This window comes from Deinococcus marmoris, assembly GCF_001949125.1.
GTDB classification, from domain to species: Bacteria; Deinococcota; Deinococci; order Deinococcales; family Deinococcaceae; genus Deinococcus; species Deinococcus marmoris_A.
The window spans coordinates 59,007-81,081 of the sequence record NZ_MSTI01000077.1; the positions used below are offsets into that span (position 1 = coordinate 59,007).

General features: G+C 65.8%; 21 protein-coding genes. 12 read left to right on the forward strand and 9 right to left on the reverse strand.

From position 1 onward, the window contains the following. The first annotated feature begins 174 nt into the window (after positions 1-174). Entirely contained in the window at positions 175-1,380 is a 1,206-nt protein-coding gene (locus tag BOO71_RS11875; protein WP_075832565.1) for an ABC transporter permease, read from the forward strand. An 85-nt stretch (positions 1,381-1,465) separates the two neighbouring features. On the opposite strand, the gene BOO71_RS11880 is transcribed toward BOO71_RS11875, so the two are convergent. Then, positions 1,466-2,686 carry a type II secretion system F family protein gene (locus BOO71_RS11880; RefSeq protein ID WP_075832567.1) on the reverse strand — a complete coding sequence of 407 codons (1,221 nt, stop codon included), beginning with the start codon at positions 2,684-2,686 and terminating at the stop codon, positions 1,466-1,468. Between the two features lie 57 nt (positions 2,687-2,743). On the opposite strand from BOO71_RS11880, the gene BOO71_RS11885 reads away from it, so the two are divergent. The 4 genes from BOO71_RS11885 (at position 2,744) to aguB (ending at position 5,808) form a co-directional block, all read left to right on the forward strand. Continuing rightward, complete coding sequence (locus BOO71_RS11885) at positions 2,744-3,379, forward strand: L-threonylcarbamoyladenylate synthase (protein ID WP_083653371.1); 636 nt, start codon at positions 2,744-2,746, stop codon at positions 3,377-3,379. Further along, positions 3,376-3,921 carry an SMC-Scp complex subunit ScpB gene (gene scpB, locus BOO71_RS11890; protein WP_139322913.1) on the forward strand — a complete coding sequence of 182 codons (546 nt, stop codon included), beginning with the start codon at positions 3,376-3,378 and terminating at the stop codon, positions 3,919-3,921. The genes BOO71_RS11885 and scpB overlap by 4 nt, the downstream gene beginning before the upstream one ends. Positions 3,922-4,084: 163 nt before the next feature. After that, positions 4,085-4,843, forward strand: a complete 759-nt coding sequence (locus BOO71_RS11895; protein ID WP_075832569.1) for a DUF4388 domain-containing protein — start codon at positions 4,085-4,087, stop codon at positions 4,841-4,843. Positions 4,844-4,902: 59 nt separating this feature from the next. After that, positions 4,903-5,808 (forward strand): N-carbamoylputrescine amidase, encoded by a 906-nt coding sequence (gene aguB, locus BOO71_RS11900; RefSeq protein ID WP_075832571.1) that lies wholly within the window; start codon positions 4,903-4,905, stop codon positions 5,806-5,808. A gap of 141 nt (positions 5,809-5,949) precedes the next feature. Here the strand turns inward: aguB and BOO71_RS11905 are convergent, their stop codons facing one another. Next, positions 5,950-7,020: a peptidoglycan endopeptidase gene (locus tag BOO71_RS11905; RefSeq protein WP_083653372.1), complete on the reverse strand. Its 1,071-nt coding sequence runs from the start codon at positions 7,018-7,020 to the stop codon at positions 5,950-5,952. A 241-nt stretch (positions 7,021-7,261) separates the two neighbouring features. Here BOO71_RS11905 and BOO71_RS11910 point away from each other — a divergent pair, with 241 nt between their 5' ends. Together BOO71_RS11910 and BOO71_RS27820 are read left to right on the forward strand one after the other, a co-directional pair. Then, positions 7,262-8,548, forward strand: a complete 1,287-nt coding sequence (locus BOO71_RS11910; protein WP_075832573.1) for an MFS transporter — start codon at positions 7,262-7,264, stop codon at positions 8,546-8,548. Positions 8,549-8,624: 76 nt separating this feature from the next. Further along, positions 8,625-8,786: a hypothetical protein gene (locus tag BOO71_RS27820; protein WP_169739084.1), complete on the forward strand. Its 162-nt coding sequence runs from the start codon at positions 8,625-8,627 to the stop codon at positions 8,784-8,786. A 61-nt stretch (positions 8,787-8,847) separates the two neighbouring features. On the opposite strand, the gene BOO71_RS11915 is transcribed toward BOO71_RS27820, so the two are convergent. Continuing rightward, positions 8,848-10,596 (reverse strand): SLC13 family permease, encoded by a 1,749-nt coding sequence (locus BOO71_RS11915; protein ID WP_075832575.1) that lies wholly within the window; start codon positions 10,594-10,596, stop codon positions 8,848-8,850. A gap of 230 nt (positions 10,597-10,826) precedes the next feature. On the opposite strand from BOO71_RS11915, the gene BOO71_RS11920 reads away from it, so the two are divergent. From BOO71_RS11920 to BOO71_RS11935, 4 genes are all read left to right on the forward strand, one after another. Then, complete coding sequence (locus BOO71_RS11920) at positions 10,827-11,438, forward strand: 3-isopropylmalate dehydratase small subunit (RefSeq protein ID WP_075832577.1); 612 nt, start codon at positions 10,827-10,829, stop codon at positions 11,436-11,438. Continuing rightward, a complete protein-coding gene (gene leuB / locus BOO71_RS11925) occupies positions 11,431-12,483 on the forward strand; it encodes a 3-isopropylmalate dehydrogenase (protein WP_075832579.1) in 1,053 nt (350 codons plus the stop codon). The genes BOO71_RS11920 and leuB overlap by 8 nt, the downstream gene beginning before the upstream one ends. 87 nt (positions 12,484-12,570) lie before the next feature. Then, positions 12,571-13,323: a fumarylacetoacetate hydrolase family protein gene (locus BOO71_RS11930; RefSeq protein ID WP_075832581.1), complete on the forward strand. Its 753-nt coding sequence runs from the start codon at positions 12,571-12,573 to the stop codon at positions 13,321-13,323. 57 nt (positions 13,324-13,380) lie between these two features. Beyond that, positions 13,381-14,580, forward strand: coding sequence for a trans-sulfuration enzyme family protein (locus tag BOO71_RS11935; RefSeq protein ID WP_075832875.1), 1,200 nt, complete (start codon positions 13,381-13,383; stop codon positions 14,578-14,580). Between the two features lie 2 nt (positions 14,581-14,582). On the opposite strand, the gene BOO71_RS11940 is transcribed toward BOO71_RS11935, so the two are convergent. Then, positions 14,583-15,344, reverse strand: coding sequence for a hypothetical protein (locus BOO71_RS11940; RefSeq protein ID WP_075832583.1), 762 nt, complete (start codon positions 15,342-15,344; stop codon positions 14,583-14,585). A gap of 222 nt (positions 15,345-15,566) precedes the next feature. Between BOO71_RS11940 and BOO71_RS11945 the strand changes: the two genes are divergently transcribed. Beyond that, a complete protein-coding gene (locus BOO71_RS11945) occupies positions 15,567-17,300 on the forward strand; it encodes a hypothetical protein (RefSeq protein WP_075832585.1) in 1,734 nt (577 codons plus the stop codon). A 234-nt stretch (positions 17,301-17,534) separates the two neighbouring features. Here BOO71_RS11945 and BOO71_RS11950 read toward each other — a convergent pair whose 3' ends face one another. The 5 genes from BOO71_RS11950 to rpsB form a co-directional block, all read right to left on the reverse strand. Further along, on the reverse strand, positions 17,535-18,368 hold the full coding sequence (locus BOO71_RS11950; protein ID WP_075832587.1) for a phosphatidate cytidylyltransferase: 834 nt from the start codon (positions 18,366-18,368) through the stop codon (positions 17,535-17,537). A 136-nt stretch (positions 18,369-18,504) separates the two neighbouring features. Continuing rightward, on the reverse strand, positions 18,505-19,056 hold the full coding sequence (gene frr, locus BOO71_RS11955; protein ID WP_029480978.1) for a ribosome recycling factor: 552 nt from the start codon (positions 19,054-19,056) through the stop codon (positions 18,505-18,507). A 120-nt stretch (positions 19,057-19,176) separates the two neighbouring features. Beyond that, positions 19,177-19,884 (reverse strand): UMP kinase, encoded by a 708-nt coding sequence (gene pyrH / locus BOO71_RS11960; RefSeq protein WP_029480977.1) that lies wholly within the window; start codon positions 19,882-19,884, stop codon positions 19,177-19,179. A gap of 153 nt (positions 19,885-20,037) precedes the next feature. Beyond that, on the reverse strand, positions 20,038-20,835 hold the full coding sequence (tsf, locus tag BOO71_RS11965; protein WP_075832589.1) for a translation elongation factor Ts: 798 nt from the start codon (positions 20,833-20,835) through the stop codon (positions 20,038-20,040). Between the two features lie 117 nt (positions 20,836-20,952). Further along, positions 20,953-21,747 (reverse strand): 30S ribosomal protein S2, encoded by a 795-nt coding sequence (gene rpsB / locus BOO71_RS11970; protein ID WP_075832591.1) that lies wholly within the window; start codon positions 21,745-21,747, stop codon positions 20,953-20,955. Positions 21,748-22,075: the final 328 nt, after the last annotated feature.

Here is a 22,075-nt window from a genome sequence, read left to right on the forward strand (position 1 = left end):
AGCCCGGTGGCTCCTCTGCTCAGGTGGAGTCGGGGACCGTGTGAAGCTGGAGGGGGACTCATTTTTGCCATTCCCGCAGGCCAGACCAAGCCTGTCCTGTTCTGGCCAGTGAGGGGATCGACAGAGCCAGCCGTCCCCGGCGTTCAGCGTCCCGTCTGCTATCCTCCGCTTCGCATGGCTTCCGTCCGCCCCACACTGCCGCAGACCTCCGCACCGCGCCCCTCGGGTCTGGCGTGGTCCATCGCGCGGGCGCACCTGTCGCGGCGGCGCACCCAGAACATCCTGACCATCGGCGGCATCGCCGTGGGCGTGATGGCCCTGATCGCCGCCCTGAGCCTGACCAACGGCTTTACCCGCGCGCTGGTGGACGCCACGCTGCGCGCCAGCCCTCACCTGAGCCTGTCCTCGTTCAGCCCTGAAGGCCGTGACCCCGAGATGGAACGGGCGCTGAAGGCGGACCCGCGCGTGGCGGCGTTTACCCCCTTCCTGGCCGACAAGGGGCTGATCACCCGTCCGGCGGGCCTGGGCAACCGCGCGGGCGTGGACTTTGCCACCCTGTTCGGTGTGACACCGCAGGCCGCGAAGGTGCTGCAACTGCCGCCAGGACAGAGCGAGTTGCTGGAAACGCTGGGGCCGGGCGAGATCCTGCTCGGCTCGGCGCTGGCCCGCAGCATCGGCGGCTTTACCGGTGACGAGGTGCGGCTGCTGAACAGCAGTTACCGTCGGGGCAGTTTCAAGGTCAAGGGGATTTTCACCACCGGCAATTACCTGATCGACAGCGCCTACGCCTTTACCAGTCTGGGAACCTTGCAGAAATTGCAGGGCACTGGCAACATCACCGGCTATCAGGTGCGCCTGACCGATCCCAATCTGGCCCCTGTTGTCGGCACGGACCTGACCCGCAGCCGCGCCTATAGCCCGCTGCCGTGGCAGAGCATCTACGGCACGCTGCTGGATCAACTGGCGTTGCAGAAAAAGGTGATCGGCTTCGTGGTCTTTCTGATCGTGATCGTCGCGGCCTTCGGGATTGCCAACGTGCTGACCCTGGCGGTGTTCGAGAAAACGCAGGAAATCGCCATCCTGCGCGCTATCGGGGCCACGCGCGGGCTGATCACGCGCATCTTTTTGCTAGAGGGGCTGGTGCTGGGGCTGGGCGGTCTGCTGGTGGGCAACCTGCTGGGCCTGGGCATCAGCGCGTATTTCACCGTCAGGCCCTTCCAGATTCCCGGCGATCTGTACTTCATCACCTCGCTGCCGGTGGAGGTGCGCTGGACCGATCTGCTGGGAGTGAACGCCGTGGGTCTGATCACCACGATGCTGGCCGCGCTGATTCCTGCCCGCCGCGCCGCCAGCATCGAACCGGCACGCATCATCCGCTGAGAGAGTGTCGATCTGCACATAGAAAACCCGCCTTTGCGGCGGGCCTGCGAATGGGTAATGACATTCTCGGTTTAGTTCAACAAAATCACTGGCTGAGCTGACCGATAATGCTGAACATCGGCAGGAACATGCCTGCCACGATGGTCCCCACAATGCCGCCCAGGAAGACGATCATGATCGGCTCAATAGCAGCGGTCATGCTCTCGACGGCCTCATCCACTTCGCGGTCATAGAAGTCGCCCACCTTGCTCAGCATCGAGTCCAGCGCGCCGGTTTCCTCGCCGATGGAGATCATGCTGACCACCATCGGCGGAAAGACCTTGCTGGTCGCCAGGCTGGAACTCATCTGCTCGCCCACCATCACCACGTTCTTGGCGTTCTCGATGGTTTCCTCGACGATGGCGTTGTCTGCCGTGCCCTTGGTGATTTCCAGCGCCTCGATGATGTTCACGCCGCTGCTGATCAGCAGGCCGAAGGTGCGGGCAAAGGACGCGATGGCGCTCTTCTGGGTCAGGTTGCCGAACACGGGCAGCTTGAGCTTGATGTCGTCGATGACCATCCGGCCCTTGGGCATCTTGTACACCCAGCGGTAGGCGAAGGTGATGATCACCGCGAAGACCACGAGCAGCCACGCCGAATGTTGCAGGAATTCCGAGACCGCCATCAGCATCTTGGTAATGAAGGGCAGCGGCGCGTTGAGCTGCGCCAGGATGCCCGCGAACTGCGGCACGATGGTGGTCAGCAGGAAATAGGTGATCAGGATGGCGAAGACCAGCACCACCACCGGGTAGGTCAGCGCGCTCTTGATCTTGCCGCGCAGGATCAGTTCCTTTTCCTGGAAGGCGGCGATGCGCTCCAGCACCGAGTCGAGGGTGCCGCTGGTCTCGCCGGCGCGCACCAAGTTGACGTACAGGCGGTTGAAGACCTTGGGATACTTTGTGATGGCCTCACTCAGCGGCGTGCCCGCCTCCACGTCGCTGCGGATGGTCTTGACGGTCTTCTGAAAGCCCTTGTGTTCGATCTGGCCCTGCAACACCGCCAGCGACTGCACCAGCGGCACCCCGGCGTTGATCAGCGTGGCGAGCTGTTTGCTGAAGATGGACACTTGCTTGAGGCTGGGCGGGCGGTCATCCAGAAAGGGAATCTTGAGATCCGCGTTCAGGCCGGACTTGGGGGCCTTGATCTCGACGATCATCAGGTTCTTGGCCCGCAGGGTGTCGCGGACCTGGGCCTCCGTTTCGGCCTCCATCTGGGATTTGAGGATCTTGCCAGAGCGGTCGCGTGCGCGGTATTCGAAGACGGCCATATTGGGGCCAGTATAATCTGGGGTGGTCTTGCGCTGGCCTTACAAGCGTCCCCTCTTATGCCTGAATCCCTGACTCCCCTGACTGAAAACGACGCTGCTCTCGCCGTGGATACGGCCTGGGCCGTTCTCCGGCGCGGCGGCGTGGTGGCCTATCCCAGCGAGACGGTCTGGGGACTGGCCGCTGTGCCGGATCACCCGGAGGCCGTGGAGCGCCTGTACGTGGTCAAGGGCCGCGCCGCCCACCGCCCGGTGCAGGTGTCGTGCCAGGATGCCCGCGCCGCGCTGGAATTGGCCCGGCCCAGTGCGGCCCTCACGGCGCTGTCTGTCCTGTGGCCCGGCCCGCTGACGCTGGTGACCCCGGCCCTGTCCGGCACCCCGCCCACGCTGGCCCCCGGCGGTCTGGTGGGTCTGCGCGTGCCGTCGCATCCGCTGGCGCTGGCGCTGCTGCGGCGCTGTGGCGGACGGTTGCTGACCACCAGTTGCAACCCCAGCGGTCTGCCCCCGGCCCTGACGGCGGCCCAGGCGCGGGACATGGCGCTGGCGGATTTCGTGTTGCCCGACGTTCAGGCTGCGGAGGGGGAGCCGATGGGCGGGCAGGCGAGCACCGTGGTCCAGTTGCCGGAAGGGACGGTGCTGCGCTCCGGCCTATTGGACGGCGCAGTGGCCGCGCTGCTGGCGGGGCTGCGAGAGTGACGGAATCCATTTCCCCGCCCCGCCTGTCCGCCTTGATCGGTGCGGCGCTGCTGGCGGCTGGACGGCCCGTGACTGCGCGTGAACTGGCCGACACGCTGGATATTCCCGAGGGTACGGCCCAGCGTGAACTGGAGGCGTTCGCAATCACCCTCGCGGCAGCCAATCTGGGTTTCGTCACCGAGGCGGTGGCGGGAGGGTGGCGCTTGATCGTGCCGCCCGCTCTGGCTGCCCGCCTGTCGCCGCTGCTGGCCCCGCCGCCGCTGCCCGCGCTGAGCAGCGCCGCGCTGGAGGTGCTGGCGGTGATCGCCTACCGCCAGCCCGTGACCCGCGCCGAGATCGAGGCCATGCGCGGCGGCAGCGCGGGCACGGTGGTCACCTTGCAGGAGCGCGAACTGGTCAAGGTGGTGGGCCGCTCGGACGCGGTGGGCGGCCCGCTGCTGTACGGCACCACCGCGCGCTTCCTGCTGGACTTCGGGCTGGGCGGCCTGGAAGACCTTCCGGCGTTGCAGGACGGTGGATTCTCACACCTGTTGCGCGGCTAAAGCGGGGCGGGCCATACCGCGCCTGAACCGTCGGGGGTATCCGGGTGGAGTCCCCCCCCGGAGGGCGCGTTGACTTCTGGCCTTTGCCGGTACACTCACTGTGCAAATAGACTTACTGTGCAAATAGACCCACTGTACAAACGCGACCTGCCCCCAACACCCCATGAATAACACCACCAGCCTCGAAACCTTCGATTTCCTGCAATTGATGTACCTGCTGAGCGAGCAGGGCCGCACGGGCGTGCTGACCGTTCACCGCGCCGACGGGCCGTTTCAGGCGTTTCTGGAAGGCCACCGGGTCCGGCATTTTCAGTTCGCGGCCCAGACTGGGGTTCCCGCCCTGCTGCGGCTGCTGCGCGATCCGCAGGGCCGGTTTCAGTTCGACGAGGGTGTGGTCCATCCCAATCCGCTGCTGAACGTCAATCTGGACGACGTGGCGCTGGAGGTGCTGGACGGCCTGCCGGAAAAGCCGCTGCCGTACACTGGCCCGGCCAAGATCACCTCGCCGGAACGGGTGGCGCGCATCCGCTGGGGCCTGAAAGAGCAGGCGATTCTCAAGCAGATCGAGGTCCAGCGGCCCGTCTCGGTGCTGTCGCAGGACCCCGACGCCCGCAAGCTGCTGCAAAAGATGCACCAGATCAAGCTGATCGCGCCGCGCAAGTCCCGCGTGGCCCGCCTGAGCGTGGCCGTGACCCGCGAGGTCTGGGGCGTGGCTGTTATCGACGAGCTGATCCTCAAGCGTTGGAAGGAGGACATGCTGCGCCCACCGCAGAACATCGCCATCAAGACGGACGATGGGCAGGTCCATACCCTGCCGGTGCGCGGCGGCCCGAATCTGTCCAACTCGCTGCTGATTCCTGCCGAACTGCTGATGAGAACCGGTCTACGTGCCGGAGACAGCGTGCTGGTGCGTCCTGCATGAAGCTGGGCCGGGTGAGCTGGGTCCCGCTCGTCGTGCCGCAAATCGGGTAGCCTCAGCGCATGACCAGGACTCCCCATCTTCCCGCCCAGACCGTGAAACTGGCCGTAATCCAGATGCATGTGACCGACCTGCTGGACGACAACGTGGCCCGCGCCGAGGCGCATATGCGCGACGCTGCCGCTCAGGGGGCGCAGATGATCCTGCTCCCCGAACTGTTCGAGAACCTGTATTTCTGTCAGGTGGAGCGCGAGGACTACTTCGCCCTGGCCCACCCGCAGGAAGATCACCCTTTCATCGGGCGCTTTCAGAATCTGGCGCGCGAATTGGGCGTGGTGCTGCCGCTGAGCTACTTCGAGCGGGCCGGGCAGGCGCATTACAACAGTCTGGTCTGCATCGACGCGGACGGCAGCGTGCTGGGCAACTACCGCAAGACCCACATCCCCGATGGTCCCGGCTACGAGGAAAAGTATTACTTCAACCCCGGCGATACCGGCTTCAAGGTCTGGCCCACCCGCTATGGGCGCGTCGGCGTGGGCATCTGCTGGGACCAGTGGTATCCCGAATCCGCCCGCGTGATGATGCTCCAGGGCGCGGACTTTCTGCTGTATCCCACCGCCATCGGCAGCGAACCTGCCGAGGTGGACACTCCAAACACCCACCACATGTGGCAGCGCGCGATGGTGGGCCACGCGGTCAGCAATTCCAGTTATGTAGGCGCAGCCAACCGCATCGGCACCGAAATTGTCGGAGGGCTGAGTCAGACGTATTACGGCCACTCCTTCATCAGCGACTACACGGGGGAACTGGTGGCCGAATTCGGTGACAGCGACGAGGGCGCGCTGACCCATGACCTGAATCTGGCCGAGGCCCGCAAATTCCGCGCTGGCATGGGCTTTTTCCGGGACCGCCGCCCGGAGCTTTACGGCCCCCTGCTGACGATGGACGGCGTGACGCGCCGGGGCTGAGGAAGAGGTGACTCAGGGCTTCTGGCCCCCCTGAACGAAGGTGCAGGAGGTTTAGTCGTTCTGTCTTTGATCCAGCCAGAAGTTCAGCGCGAGGCGGTTTTCAGCCTCCACGCCCTCAACGCTGATTGTCCTCAATGCTGATTACGGGGCCTGTCCCGCATATGGCCCGCTCAATACGCGTCTGGCTCCCCGGTAGCGCGGTGCCCAGTAGCGGTCCGCCATCAGGGTGTCCAGCGAGACCTTGCCCTGGTAGCTGTTGGCGCTGACGAAGGTGTCGCCGCCCAGATAGATCCCCACATGCGAGATGCGCCCGCCGCCCGCCGTGTCGAAGAACACCAGATCGCCGGGTTGCAGTTGGTCCGCCGCCACCGGCTGGCCCACCCGCGCCTGATCGGCACTGACGCGGGGCAGCCGCACGCCCAGCGGCGCGAAGACCTGTAACACGAAACCGCTGCAATCCAGTCCGCTGCGGGTGGTGCCGCCGTAGCGGTACGGCGTGCCCAGCAGCGCCATCGCCATGCCGCGCCAGTCGCCGGGCAGCGTGGTGGCCGTGGAAGGCACCTCCTGTACTGCCGGGCCGGGTGTGGGAAGAGCTGGCCCCTCTGATACGGGTGATACGGGCAGCGGCTCGCTGGGCGAGGGCTGACTGGGCAGGGGCTGACTGGGCACGGGCTGCACAGGCAGTGGCTCGGGCGGCTGGGGAACGCTCAGAACAGGTGGGGGCGTCAGGGTGGAGGCCAGCGAGAGGACCGGCACCACAGCAAGTGGCCCCGGAGTGGGGGCCAGGGCGACGGGTGCAGCTTGCGTGCTGGACGGCAAGGTGGCGTTCGTGGGCAACAGCAGCACCTGGCCCACGCTGAGAATCGCGCCTTCGGGCAGGGTGTTTTCTGCCAGCAGCGCGTCCACGCTGACCCTGTAGCGCTTGGAGATGGCGTACAGCGTTTCCTTCGGCCCGACGACATGCCGCGCCGCACTCGACACCCGCAGCACCTGCCCGACTTTCAGATCAGGGCTGTGCAGGCCGTTCAGCGCCAGCAATGCATCCACGCTCAGGCCCGCGCGCTTTGCGACAGCGTAAGCAGTGTCTTTAGCCTGAACCGTGACGGTCATGCCCTGAAAGCCGCCAGTCTGCGCGCCCGCCAGCCCGCCCAGGGACAGCAGGGCGCTCAGGATCAGGGCCGGAACGGATGGAACAACTGAGGGCTGGGGCATCAGGAATAGGCTCGCAGGGGGCGAAAAAGTGAATTGACTCGGACACGGGAGGAAAAAGATTGTGCGTACCGTAACACATCATGAAGGATTGAAAAAGGAGAGCGAGATGAGAAACGTCATCCAAAAGATGTTTGACAGGTGGGCCGCTGTGCGGTAGATGAAGAATCCCGCAGTCCTCATCGCCCCTTTCATCGGCTGTGCCGCCTGACATTCTCCTGGGCGGCGGGCGTATGGTGGGCGGGTGTTTGCGCGTGTCGGCGAGTGGCGGATCAATACTTTCAGGGCGCTGGGACATCCCAATTACCGCCGCTACTGGCTCTCGCAGTTGCTGTCGCTGGTGGGATCGTGGATGCAGACCACGGCGCAGCAGTATCTGGTGCTGGAACTGTCCGGGGGCAGCAGTGCGGCGCTGGGCTACGTGACGGTGGCGCAGTTCATGCCCAGCCTGCTGCTGTCGCTGTTCGCCGGGGCCATCGTGGACCGCGTGCCCCGGCGGCGGGTGCTGCTGACCACCCAGTTCGTGCTGCTGACCACCGCCCTGACGCTGGCGATCACCACCCACCTGGGCGTGGTGTCGCTTCCGTTGGTCATGATCCTGGCCTTCGTGTCGGGCTGCGCCAACGCCTTCGATATGCCCGCCCGCCAGAGCATGGTGGTGGACTTCGTGCCGCGTGAGGCCGTGACCAACGCGGTGGCCCTGAACAGCCTGTCCTTCAATGTCAGCCGCACGTTGGGACAGGCGCTGTTCGGGGTGGTGGCGGTGCTGGGTGTGCAGCTTCTGGCTGGCGGAGACGCCACGAACATCGCCCGACTGGCCTTTCCCTTCTACCTGAACGTGGCGTCGTTCGGGGCCGTGATCTACGTGCTGTCCACGCTGCCCTTCCCGGCGCGTCCCGGTGTGCGGCGCGGCAAGGTGGGCGACGACATCCGCGAGGGCCTGCGCTACGTGCGCGCCACGCCCAGCGTCCGCAACGTGATGCTGCTGGTGGGCCTGCTGAGCCTGACCGTCATCAACTTCAACGTGATCATTCCCTACTTTGCCCGTGTGGTTTACGGCGAGCGGGAGGCGGCCTTCGGCCTGCTGTCGGCGTTTTTCGGTGTGGGCGCGATGGGCGGCGCGCTGTGGCAGGCCAGCAAGCCCAATCCGGTGCGGAACCTGCGGTACGGCGCGCTGATTCTGATCGCCAGCACCGTTGCGCTGGCCCTGACCCCTGGCTCCACGCTGGCCGCGCCAGTCCTGGCCGCCTGCGGTTTCGGGATGCTCACGCTGCTGGTCAGCGCCAACAGCACCGTGCAACTGACCATCCCGGACCACCTGCGCGGACGGGTGATGAGCCTGTATTCCTTCGTGCTGGTGGGAATGGGACCGCCCGGCGCGCTGCTGTCCAGCGCATTGATCAACAAAGACGGCCCGCTCGGCTCGCGCTGGGGATTGATTGTGCTGGCAGCGCTGGGACTGATCTCCTTGCTGGCGCTGTGGCGCAGGCTGCCGCGCACGCTGGATGAGCCGAAAGTGGCAGCCGACTGACCGGGCCACCATTGCACCCCCTCTCTCTCAACCCGGTTCAAATCCTGCCCCGCGCGCAGACTGTTATGCTTCACACATGGTTTCAGACCGCACCCACGAACATTCGCAAGTGCTGATCACCTGGACGCTGATCGTGATCGGCATCGGCGCGGTGATCGGCATCGGCACTGCCGCCGCTCTGATGGCGCGCAAGGACCGCCCTCTTCTAGATGACCCGGACGCGCCACTGTTTATCTGAGTGGCCTTGGTTTTCCATGTCACCCTCTTCCCGGTGGAGAGGGTTTTTTCGTCTCTGCCCCTCAGAACGGCCAGACGCGTGGAATGATCAGTAGGGAGACTGCGAACGTCACCAGCGTCAGGCCAGAGCCGACGCGCACGAAATCCATGAAGGTGTAGCGTCCGGGGCCGTAGACCAGCATGCACGACGGCTCCAGCGGCGTGATGAACGAGTTGCTGGCCGCAATCGTGATCCCGATGATGAAGGGGCGTGGATCGTAGCCCAGCGTCTTGGCCGTGCCAATCGCCAGCGGCAGCATCACCAGGGCCGCCGCCTGATTGCTCATCGGCTGGGTCAGGGCCACCGTGACCACGAACAGCGCGGCCAGCAGGCCATAGGGTCCCAGCGGTTCCAGCACACCCGACAGTGCCCCGGTCAGCACGCCCGCCGCCCCGGTGGCCTCGAAGGCCGTACCGAAGGCCAGCATGGAGGCGATCAGCACGATGATCGGCCACTCCACCGCGCCGTACGCCTCCTCCGGCGAGATCAGGCGGAAGATCAGGCTCAGGGCGACGGCCACCACCACGGCCACCGACAGGGGCACGACGCCGAATGCACCCAGACCCACCGCCCCCACGAACAGGGCCACCGCCAGCGGCGCGCGGCGCGGGTCACGCACGCGCTCGGTCAGGTCACCCATCACCGCCAGATCATCTCCCAGCGAGTCGATGCGGGCCGCATTCCCCTGGATCAGTAGCAGGTCGCCCACCGCCAGCCGCACCCCCGCCAGCCGCTCGAAATTCTGCGCGCGGCGGTGCAGCGCCAGCACCGAGACGCCGTAGCGTTCGCGGAAGCGGCCCTCCTTGAGCGTGCGCCCCAGCAGCGGCGAACCGGGCAGCACGACGGCCTCGATCAACCTCACGTCCCCGTCCTGGCCCGGCTCTGCGCGCAGCTTCTGCTCGGACTTGCTCACCACGCCCAGCGTGCTTTTCCCCGCCAGGATGCGCTCGGTCTGGCCCTCCACCGCCAGCGTGTCGCCGGACTGGACCATAAAATCCGGCCCCGGCGCGTAGAAGGTCTGGTTGCCCCGGCGCACGGCCACCACCGTCAGTCCGTAGTCGCGCCCCAGTCCACTGTCGCGCAGCGCCCTGTCGGCCAGCGCACTACCGGGGGCCACGGTCAGGTCGGCCAGATAGTCGCGCAACGAGTCTTCCAGCGCGGGTTCGCGGTCTGGCAGCAAACGGGGGGCCACGAAAAACAGATACAGCAGCCCCACCACCGCCACCGGCAACCCCACCCAGGCCAGCTCGAAGAAGCCCAGCGGCCTCTGCCCGGTGGTGGGCAGCGCCCCCGAGACCACCAGATTGGTGGTGGTGCCGATCAGGGTGATGGTTCCGCCCAGAATGCTGGCAAAGGCCAGCGGCATCAACGCCCGGCCCGCCCCGATGCCCGCCCGTTTGGACAGGCCCGCCACCACGGGCAGGAAAACGGCGGTGGTGGCGGTGTTGCTGGTAAACGCGCTGATCCCCGCCACCGTGCCCAGCAGCCCGCGCAGCATGGCCGGGGCGTTGCGGGCGCGGCGGGCCAGCGACACGCCGATCCACTCGATCACCCCCGCCCGCAGCAGCACCCGCGTCAGGATGAACAGCGAGGCCAGCGTGAGGACCGTGTCGCTGCCAAAGCCCGCGAATGCCTGCTTGGGCGTTACTAGCCCGGTCAGCAGCAGCCCCGAGAGCAGGCCCAGCGCGGTCACGTCCACCGGCAGCCATTCGGTGGCGAACAGCACCAGCGCGGCCACGAACAGGATCAGAATTAGGGTTACGGGGTCCATACAGTCACCTGTGGGCAATGGGGAGTGGGGAAGAGGAGGCGAAGGGTCCGCAGTTGCCCAGAGTGTGCGCGGGAGCAAGGTTGATCAGATGAGACGGTCTAGATCAGGCTTGATGGCGGCCCGGCTCCACTCCTCTGGGCAACCTGCTGCCGCGCGGTGGCACGGATACGGCGGCGCTGATACTGTGATCCGACACCGGCTGCCCATCCCCGCCACCCAAAGGAGTCCCCATGCCCACCGTCCATGTCTTTGCCCGCGATCACATCAACACCGACGAGATCATTCCCGCCCGCCACCTGACCACCGACGTGGAGGCCGAGCTGGCGAAATTTGCCATGGAGGATTACGACAAGACCTTCGTGCAGCGCGTCCAGCCCGGCGATCTCATCGTGGCCGGGGCCGACTTCGGCTGTGGCAGCAGCCGCGAACATGCCGTCTGGGCGCTGCGCGGTGCAGGGGTCAGCGCAGTCATCGCCCCCAACTTTGCGCGCATCTATTACCGCAATTCCATCAACAACGGCTTTCTGGCGCTGGAATGCGACGGAATCGTGGAAGCCTTTCAGGACGGCGACAACGCCGATCTGGACTTGCAGGCAGGGACCATCACCAACACGCGCACCGGGCAGGCCCTGACCTTCGTGCCCGTGCCGCAGTTCGCGCTGGACGTGCAGAAGGCGGGCGGCTGGCTGGAATACATGAAGGAACACGACGCTGCCGATCTGGAAGCCGAGACCCTGAACGCCCACAGCACGGAAGCGGGACACGGCCACCCCGGTCACGACTCCACTGAATTCGACTCAGCCGCCCCAAATCCCGCTGCACAGGAGAAGACCCATGCCTAAGATCGTGACCCTGCCCGGCGACGGCATCGGCCCCGAAGTGACCGCCGCCGCCGTGGAAGTGCTGCGCGAGGTGGCCCCGGACCTGACCTTCGAGGAACACGCCATCGGCGGGATGGCCTACGACGCGCACGGCGATCCCTTTCCTCAGCGGACCCGCGACGCGCTGGCCGACGCCGACGCCGTGCTGCTGGGCACCGTGGGCGGGCCGCAGAACAGCCCCTGGAACAGCCTGCCGCGCCCGATGCGCCCCGAGAGTGGCCTGCTGGCCCTCCGCAAGGCGCTGGGCTGCTACGCCAACCTGCGTCCGGTGCGCGTGCAGCCGGGCCTGGAACACCTGTCGCCCCTGAAGCCCGAACTGGCGCGCGGCGTGGACATTTTAATCGTGCGCGAGCTGCTGGGCGGCGTGTATTTCGATCAGGACCGCAAGATCGACGGCGACACCGCCTACAACACCATGCGCTACACCACCCCCGAGGTGGAGCGCGTGGCGAGAATGGCCTTCTGGGCCGCCGAGCAGCGCAAGGGCCGCGTGACCAGCGTGGACAAGGCCAACGTGCTGGAGGTCAGCGAGCTGTGGCGGCGCGACGTGCAGGCGCTGCGGGACCGCGATTACCGCAACATCCACCTGAACCACGAGTACGTCGATTCCGTCGCCATGCTGATCGTCTCCGATCCCAGCCGCTATGACGTGATCGTCACCGAGAACCTGTTCGGCGACATTCTGAGCGATCTGGCCGCCGTGATCCCCGGCAGCCTGGGCCTGATGCCCAGCGCGTCCCTGGGCGACGGCGCGGGCCTGTTCGAGCCGATCCACGGCAGCGCCCCCGACATCGCCGGGAAAGGGATCGCCAATCCCGCCGCCGCCATCATGAGCGCCGCCATGCTGCTGCGCCACGGCCTCAAGCGCAGCGACGCCGCCAACCAGATCGAGCGCGCCGTGGCCCTGGCCCTGCGCGAGGAACCCACCCGCGATCTGGGCGGCAAGGCCGACACCAGAACCTTCACGAACGCCGTGCTGGAAGCGATGGGCACGCCCGTCGGCTGATCGAACCAGGCAGTCCGGGGGCGGGGCGCTGGATGGCCCCGTCCCCCTTTCGTTTTTCCTATGCCAGCCACACGCTATCCTGCTCGCATGCGACTGGTCAGAATGCAGCACGGCGGCGGGGCTTCTTGGGGAGAAGTGGAGGGCGAAACGGTGCAGTTCACCGAGGGCATGGGCGGGCCGCGCACGGGCCAGAGCGCTCCGCTGGACATGGCGGCGCTGCTTGCCCCTGCCGAGCCGTCCAAGATCGTCTGCGTGGGGCGCAATTACCTGGACCACATCCGCGAGCTGGGCAACGACACGGGCGACTTGCCCACCGAACCCGGCATCTTCTTGAAAGGCCCCAACACCCTGGCCGAGCCGGGCGGCACGGTGGACGCCCCCGACTGGAGCGACAACTTTCACTTCGAGGGTGAGCTGGCGCTGGTGATCGGCACGCGGGCGCAGGGGCTGACGCCGGAGAATGCGCTGGCCGCCGTCGCCGGGTACACCTGCGGACTGGACCTGACCGCGCGGGACCGCCAGAAGACGGACCTGCAATGGTTCCGGGCCAAGGCGGCGGACCGTTTCTGCCCGCTGGGGCCGTGGCTGGAGACCGAACTGGACCCGGCGGACCTGCGCGTGCAGACCCGCGTGAACGGCGACACGCTGCAAGACAGCCGCACCAGCCTGATGATCTTCGACGTGCCCGCCATTTTGGCCTACGTGACCCGCTTCGTGACCTTGGAACCGGGCGACGTGGTGCTGACCGGCACGCCCTCGGGCGTCGGCCCCCTGAAGTCGGGCGACACGGTGGAGGTGGAGGTGGAGGGCATCGGGGTGCTGGTCACGCAGATCGGCTGAGGTCTGGCCCCACTAGTATCTCGGCTCTTTCTCCAGTCCAGGCGCTAGCCTGTGCGCGTGACTCCCGCCGACAAGCACGCCGCCCACCCTACAAACTATGATCTGACCACCCTGGCTGCCCGCGCGGGCGAGGAGGCTCGGCCCAACGCGTCCGCGCCGCTCGTCGAGCCGATCTACCAGTCCACCGTCTACGCTTTTCCCGATCTGGACGCGCTGGACGGGGCCATGAGCGGCGCGGAACCTGCCGCCTTTTACTACCGCAACGGCACCCCCAACGGCGCGAGTCTGGAACGCGCCCTGGCCGTGCTGGAAGGCACCGAGGGCGCATTGGTGGCCGCCAGCGGCATGGCCGCTATCAGCGCCGCCTTTCTGGGCGTTCTGAAAACAGGCGATCACGTCATCACCGACGCCCGCGTGTACGGCGTGACCTACGCCCTGCTGGCCGAGGAATTTCCACGCCTGGGCATTGAGGTCTCCTTCGTGGACGCCTGCGATCTGAACGAGGTGGAGGCGGCGTTTCGTCCCAACACCAGGATCGTGCATGTCGAGAGCCTGACCAATCCGCTGCTGACCGTGCCGGACGTGCCCGCCCTGGCAAAGCTGGCGCATGAGCGTGACGCGCTCCTGAGCGTGGACAACACCTTCGCCAGCCCTGCCGTCTTCCGCCCGGCCCTGCACGGTGCGGACCTGATCACCCACAGCGTCAGCAAGTACCTCAGCGGGCACAGCACCGCGTTCGGTGGCGTGCTGTGCGCCCGCGCCGATCTGGTGGCGCTGGCCCGCACCCGCCTGTTGCGGCTGGGCGGCACCATGTCCGCCTTCGATGCCTGGATGACCATGCAGGGCCTGAAAACCCTGGGCTTGCGAATGCGCGCTCATTCCGGCAACGCGCAGGCCGTGGCCGACGTGCTGGTCAACCACCCGCGCGTGAAGGCGGTGTACCATCCCGGCCTGAGCGATCACCCGCAGTTTCATCTGGCGATGGACCTCTTCCCGAACGGCTTCGGCGGCATGCTGGCCGCCGACATCGAGGACGCTCCCGCTTTCGTCAAGGCGCTGGCGGGCCGCATTCCCCTGGCCCCCAGCCTGGCCGACGTGATCACCACCCTGTCGTGGCCGTGGGGCACCTCGCACCGCGCACTGCCCGAGGCCGAGCGCCGCCGCCTGGGCATCACGCCGGAGCTGCTGCGGATCAGCGTGGGCATCGAGGACATCGGCGACCTGCTGGGGGATTTCGAGAGCGCTCTGGAAGGCTGAAGTTAAGGCAGCGGCAGACGTGTGGGAATGGGGGCCGCAAAATCGGGCTTGAGTGGAGGAATCTGCTGTCTCAGGGGCCGGAGCCTTAGGGAAGAGCAACGGTCTGCGCCCCGCTCGTCCGCTTTGAAGGCGGGCGTCTGGCCCGGTTTGACCCACAACTGGTACTGCCGGATGCTTCCCACCGCCGCTCCCCCGGGTTGACCGGGTTCGCATCTTTCCGTCGCCGCCGTGAAGCGGTAGGGCGTGGTGGGCAGGCCCCCGGCAACCACCCGCCTGAAATCCCAGACGTTCAGCCACTTCAGGCCCACACCCGCGTCTCCGAAGTTTTCCAGCATCGCCAGTTCGCGCAGGCCGTCGCGGTTAATGTCCAGCACGCTGTAGACCTCGCTGATCGCGCTGCCCTCGAAGGCTAGGTGCAGCACGGGTTTCCCAGCGCGCGTGATCAGCAGGCCCAGCGTGTCTGCCATGTAGATTGAGCAGGTCTGATAAACCAGCGCCGTTTCCTGCGCGCCCGCTTTCAGGAACGGTCCCGGCGCACGCCCAATCAGCTTCGGCGCGGCAAAACGTTCCCCCAGCGCGCAATCTTCTCCCCCGCGCAGAGCGGCGGCCCGTCCGATCAGCGCGCGTTCCTGGGGCGTGGCCTGCGGCGGCGTGAGTATCAGCGCCGCGCTATACAGCACGCGCCAGCCTGCCTGGGCATCTGCTCCGCCTCCCAGCAGCATCAAGGAGGCCACGCCCGCCGTCACCCTGTTCAGGAGTTTCATGCTCCAGCGTAACAGGTGCGGGCCAGTGATCAGTCGTAGCGCAGACCTGTTGGGGGCAGAGCAGTTGGAGGGCAGGGGGGGCGCGGACGGTCTGTGACTGGAAGGCGTCGGTAGATTTTCCAGCCGGGTGGGGGAGGCTGTGCGTTCTTCCGCTGTGCCCTGGCTTGCTGCCCCGGTTTCCTGGCCCGCCAATTCAGAATCGGGCCGTCTATACTGGGCCGTGTGAAGCCCATTGGCCCCTACGTGGCAGTTCAGGCCCTGCCTCCCCCGGCGAATGGGGTGGCGGCGGCTGACAGCCCCATTCAGACCTTTCGGGCCACGGACCGGCTGACTGGAATCCCTGTTCTGCTGCATGTCCTGCCCTATGCACAGGGGCTGCCGGAAGTGCCGTTCTCGCCCCATCTGCTGCCGGTGGTAGACAGCGGTGTGGACGGCGAACAGGCGTATCTAGTAACTGAACTGCCGCTTCAGGCCCACCCCGCGCAGGACCCGGAACTGGCCGCGCGCGGCGCACTGGCGGCCCTGAGTGCCCTGCACGAGCGGGGCATGACACATGGCGGTGTCAGTGGAGCGCAGCTCTGGAACCACGACGGTGGGGTCGCGCTGGCCGGGGCGGGCCTGCCCTGGCGCGAGGACGCCACCCCGCAGGGTGATCTGAGCGATCTGGCCCTGACCTTGCAGGCGCTGGGCGCGTTGCCGGAGGCCCTGCGCCCCCTGCTCCAGCAGCCCGGTTCCCTGAGCGCACATGGAGCGCTGGCGCTGCTCGGCGGCGATGTGGCAGAGCAGAAGCAGAAAACGGCGGGGCAGCAGGAAGCCGCAGTGGAGTTGCCGCTGGATCAGCCTGCCGCGCTGGGTCAGCCGTCGGAAGAAAAGAATGCCGCAGCCATCATGTCGGGGCCTTCCAGCTCCGAGGTATCGGGAGGCCAGTCTGCGGTTCCGCCGTCCTCCCCTGTGGAGCTTGCGCCTGTACCTTCTGGGAAGAATGGGGCCTCCAGCCCGTCTGGGACCGAAGGAGGGGGAATCGACGGCGAGGGGAGTGCCGTCGGGTCTGCCCAGACCGAGACTGCAATGCCCGCGTCTGAACAGGGACAGACTTCGGTGGTCTCTCCCTTTTCCAACGCTCCGACGGGGCAGTCGGAAACACCGCAGGAGCGCCGCAGACGCCAGAACGATGAGCGTCAGGAGCAGGCCGCGTTGGACAGCCAGGCCGCCGCTGAGCGCCGGGCGGCATACCTGAAAGAGCAGAGCGAACAGGAAATGCGTGAGATTGCACAGGCCGCCGAACTGGCCGCGCGGGGTGTACCGGTGCCCGAGCCGTTTCAGATGGGCTTCGCGGCTGACAGCACTGACAATGTGGGCGGCGCAGTTCCCGGTCTGCAAACGCGTCAGGTCGAGCGTCTGCCTGCCTCTCTGCGCCGTCCGGGCGGGGAAGCGCTGGACGGGACGGGAACGGTGCAGCGGCTCCCCAGCTCTGCCTCGGCTGCGGGGACTCCGGCGCGGCGCGATCTTCCGCCGATCCGTATCGGCTGGGATGAAGACGATTCCTGGCGGGTGGTCCGAACCGCACCGAAGAGCAGTCAGCCCTCGCCGCTGCTGCGCTGGGTGCCGCTGGCGCTGGTGGTCATCGTGTTGCTGGGCGCGGCCCTGCTGTGGGCGCTGCGGCCCGCCCGCGCGGCCTCTACCGCCGCTGGCAGCGCCGCCCTGGGCGCACCATGCTGCAATGTGGACTTCACCCTGCGCGGCGCGGCGGGCGTCACGGCCCAGTTGAATGTCGTCTCGGCTCCCGCCAGCGCGAAACTGGCGGCGAACCAGACGCTGGGCCTCGCGCCAGGGAAGGTGAACTTTCCAGTTCAGGGAACGTACCAGTTGAATGTGGTGGCCGAGGGCTACCGATCTGCGCCGCTGACCGTCACGGTTCCGCGCACGCAGCCCGTGACCATTGATCTGGGCAATTAGGCTGCGGCATTAGAGATCAGCCGCAGAGGGTTCCGATTTGGGCGGCCTCCCTCGACTTCCAAGTGAATCTGGCACACTTTCTGTCCTTTGAAGTCCCGGAGACGTTCGGCGCAGGTAGTACGGATTCCGTCTTGCGTTCCGAGCCGCCCTGACAGTTGTGGCCCCAAGATAAGAAATGAGGAGGCGTGCATTACTGACGCCTCCTCTTTCCTTCGTCCCAATTTGATGTATCGACTACCGTGAAAATACGCTGATCTGCAAAAACAGGTAAGTGGCAGGTACGGCGAACAGCAGGCTGTCGATGCGGTCCAGAAAACCGCCGTGGCCGGGCAAACTGGTGCCGCTGTCCTTGGTTTTCAGGGCGCGTTTGACCAGACTCTCGGCCAGATCGCCGAGCTGGCTGGCGCTGGCCACCAGAATGGAGTACAGCAGCGATTCCAGCGGGGACCAGATGCCAGTCAGGCTGGCAATCGCCAGCACGATCAGAAAGCCCGCCAGCAGGCCGCCAATCGCCCCCTCCACGGTCTTGCCGGGGCTGACCTCCGGGGCCAGTTTGCGGCGTCCGAAGTAATAGCCGCCGAAAAAGCCCCCGATGTCGGCGGCAAACGTCGCCAGCAGCGGCAGGGCGAAGTACAGCAGGCCCGCCGTGGCGTCCGGGCTGTAGCGCAGCAGCAGAAAGTAGCCCAGCAGCCACGGAATGTACAGCAGCCCGAACACGCTGTAGACCACCCGTTCCAGCGGGCGTTCGCCGGGGCGCACCACCTCCATGACCAGCAGATAGGCCACCGCCACCGTCAGGACCACCTCGCGCCAGGAACCGCCGGGCCAGGGTGGAGTCTGTGCCCAGATGGGCAGGCTGGCGACGATGATGGCGGCGGCGAACACGCCCAGACTGGCCCGCCGCACGTCGATGTCGTTGCGGTCCAGCATGCGGATGTACTCGTACAGGCCCATCACCGAGACGAACACCAGCGCCGGAAGCATGGCCCACCAGCCGATCCACACGATGGCGCTCACGATGGCGAAGCCCACCACCGAGGTCAGAACGCGGGTACTCAGCGTTTCCATGACCCTTCCTGTCGGCATGTCTTCTGAGGGCCTGGCTTCCGATGGTCCGGCTTCAGATGGCGGGGCGCAATGGAAAACGTGGAGCGTGGTGATCTTCCACGATCCACGCTCCACAGGCCACGTCCGGGCGCAGCTTTCACCCGAGGATTTCCTGCTCCTTCTTCTGGAAGGTGCTGTCCACGCGCGCGATGAATTCGTCGGTGATCTTCTGCACGTCGGCCTCGCCGCGCTTGATGTCGTCGTCGCCGATGCCTTCGAGCTTCTTGACGTCGTCCAGCGAGTGTTTACGCAGGTTGCGCACGGCGATGCGGGCGTCCTCGGCGTAGGTTCTGGCGTTCTTGACCAGATCCTTGCGGCGTTCCTCGGTCAGCACGGGCATGCTGAGGAAGATGGTGTCGCCCTTGTTGTTGGGATTCAGCCCCAGATCGCTGTCGCGGATGGCCTTCTCGATGGGGGCCAGTGCGCCCCGGTCCCAGGGCGTGATGACCAGCGTGCGCGCGTCGGGCGTGCTGACGCTGGCGACCTGATCGATGGGCATGGACTGGCCGTAGTAGTCCACCACGATGCGCTTGAGGATGCCGGGATTGGCGCGGCCCGTGCGCAGGACGCTCAGGCTGTTTTCCAGCGACTCGATGGCCTTGCCCATCTTCTCGCGGGTCTCGGCCTGGATGGTTTTCATGTCGGACATGGGGAAACACTCCTTTGAATGATTGGAGGCGAATGTGTGATGGGGCAGAGTTTAGCGTGTAGAAGCGGCGGGGACGAGGCGCTGTTCTTTATCTTCGCCTCTCGCATACGTCATACACGCCTAGCTCTGGATCAGCGTGCCGACCCGTTCGCCCCGGAACAGCCGTTCCAGGTTGCCCGGCTCGAACAGATCGAAGACCACGATGGGCAGGCCCTTGTCCATGCAAAGCGTGATGGCGGTGGCGTCCATGACGGCCAGACGACGCTCCACGACTTCATGGTGGGTCAGGGTGTCGTATTTGACCGCCCCTGGATTTTTCTGTGGATCGCTGTCGTACACGCCGTCCACCTTGTTTTTGGCCATTAGCACCACTTCCGCGCCTATTTCCAGGGCGCGCAGGGTGCTGGTGGTGTCGGTGGTGAAGAACGGTGCGCCGTTGCCCCCGCCAAAAATAACCACGCGGCCCTTTTCCAGGTGACGCATGGCCCGGCGGCGGATGTACGGCTCGGCCACCGCCGCCATCGGAATGGCGCTCATGACGCGGGTGGGGCGTCCGGCAGTTTCCATCGCGTCCTGCAACGCCATCGCGTTCATCACGGTGCCCAGCATGCCGATGTAGTCGGCAGTGGCCGGGTCCATGCCCACGCCGTTGCGCGCGCCGCGCCAGAAGTTGCCGCCGCCGATCACGATGGCCAGTTCCACATCGCTGCCTTCCAGTGAGGTGGAGATCAGCCGGGCGAGGCGGGCGGTGGTGTCGGGACTGATGCCGAAGCCCTCCTCTCCGGCCAGGAATTCACCGGAGAGTTTGAGCAGAACGCGCTTGAACATGGGCATGGGATACCACCTCGCAGGAGAAGATCACAGAAAGAAAGTTACGGAAAGAAAGTCAAGAAAAAACCCGGTAACCGCTGCTGGGGCCACCGGGAAGACAGGAATGCGGCCCAGAAAAAAGGGCGGCTATCTGCGCCGCCCCATCTTGAATTACGAACCGATCTCGAAGCGGACGAAGTTGCTGACCGTGGCGTCACCCAGGTACTTGCCCACCGTCATGGAGTTGTCCTTGACGAACTTCTGCTCGGGCAGTACTTTTTCCTCGTAGAACTTGCCGATCTGCCCGCTCACGATCTTCTCGACGATCTGCTGGGGCTTGCCCTCGTTGAGCGCTTTGTTGGTCAGGATCTCGCGCTCCTTCTCGATGTCGTCGCTGTTGACCTGCTCGCGCTTCAGGTACTGCGGGTTCTCGGCGGCCACGTGCAGGGCCACGTCCTTGGCCTGGGCCGCGCTCCCGCCGTCCAGGTCCACCAGCACGCCGATCTTGCCGTTGCTGTGAACATAGCCGGCGATCTGCTGGCCTTCCATGTAGGTCACCCGGTTCAGCACCAGATTTTCGCCGATGCGGCCAGCGGCGGCAGCTAGGGCGACTCCCACGGTGTCGCCGCCGTCCATCTTGAAGTTCTTGAACTCCTCGACGTCGCTGGTTTTGGCCTGGAGTGCGGCTGCGGCCATTCCTTCCACGAGCTTCTGGAAGTCGGCGTTGCGGGCCACGAAGTCGGTCTCGCTGTTGACTTCCACCATCGCGGCGGTCTTGCCGTCGACCACAAAGCGCACCAGACCCTCACGGGCTTCACGGTCCGACTTCTTGGCGGCCTTGACGATGCCGCGTTCGCGCAGCAGGGCTACGGCCTTGTCCTCGTCGTTGCCCGCGTCGGCCAGCGCCTTCTTGACGTCCATCATGCCCGCGCCAGTCATTTCGCGCAGCTTCTTGATCGATTGCAGCATAGTGATTCCTCCTGAAAAGTGTTTAGAGCAGGGTATTGAGAGCAAAAATAGGGGGCGCGGCCCGCTCACCGCGCAGCGACGCCCCCCACCATTGAGTGGGTTTAGCTGCGGCCCTGTTTAGCTGCGACCCTGGGTGGTGGTGACCTGGGCGGTGTCGCCCTCGGCCCCCTGCTCGGCGTTCTTCATGTCGGCGTTCTCGCCTTCCACGCGCTCGCCGGACACGTCCTCGCCGCCGCCACGCGCCTCGACCAGCAGGTCACCGATGCGGTGCGTGATGAGCTGGATGCTGCGGATGGCGTCGTCGTTGCCGGGCACGATGTAGTCGATCACGTCGGGATCGCTGTCGGTATCGGCCAGCGCGATGACGGGAATGCCCAGCTTGTTGGCTTCCTTGACGGCGATGACTTCCTTGGTGGGGTCCACCACGAAGATCGCGTCGGGCAGGCGGTTCATCTTGCGGATGCCGCCCACGAAGCGCAGCAGACGCTCACGCTCGGTACTCAGGGCAATACGCTCGGCCTTGCCACGGTCATTGATGCGCTCGGACTCGAACAGGTCATCCAGTTCGTTCAGGCGGTCAATGCGGGTGCGCATGGTCTTGAAGTTGGTGAGCATGCCGCCCAGCCAGCGGCTGGTGACAAAGGGCATACCGGTGCGGCGCGCTTCCAGCTCCACGATTTCCTGCGCCTGCTTCTTAGTGCCGACGAACAGGATCACGCCGCCGCGCTCCGCGAGTTCCTTGATGAAATCGAAGCTGCGGTCCACCTGCTTGAGGGTCTTTTGCAGGTCGATGATGAAAATACCGTTGCGTTCGGCGAAGATGAACCGCTTGAACTTGGGGTTCCAGCGCTTGGTTTCGTGACCGAAGTGAACTCCGGCTTCCAGCAGTTGCTTCATGCTGATGTAGGACATGTGGCTCCGTAAGCGTTGAGTGGGAAGAGTTTGCCATTTTCGTGCCAGCCCAGCGTCTGTTCTCGCTTTGTTTGTCGTGAACGCTGTGGGCCAGGCCGATGCGCGACGCTTGAGCGCGCACGGCGGGTCACGGGGGCACCCAACCGAGGAGTATAGCGCGTCTGGAGATGGGAGGGAAGTCTTGAATTCGCCTGTTCGCCCTCTGAATTGCGCCATCCATCTACTGGAAGCGCTGGTGATTGAACCAGTGATTGAACAGAACGGCAACCGGGCCGGAAAAGGACAGACGAAAAAAGCGTGGACACCCTCCTGGGCGCTCCACGCTTCC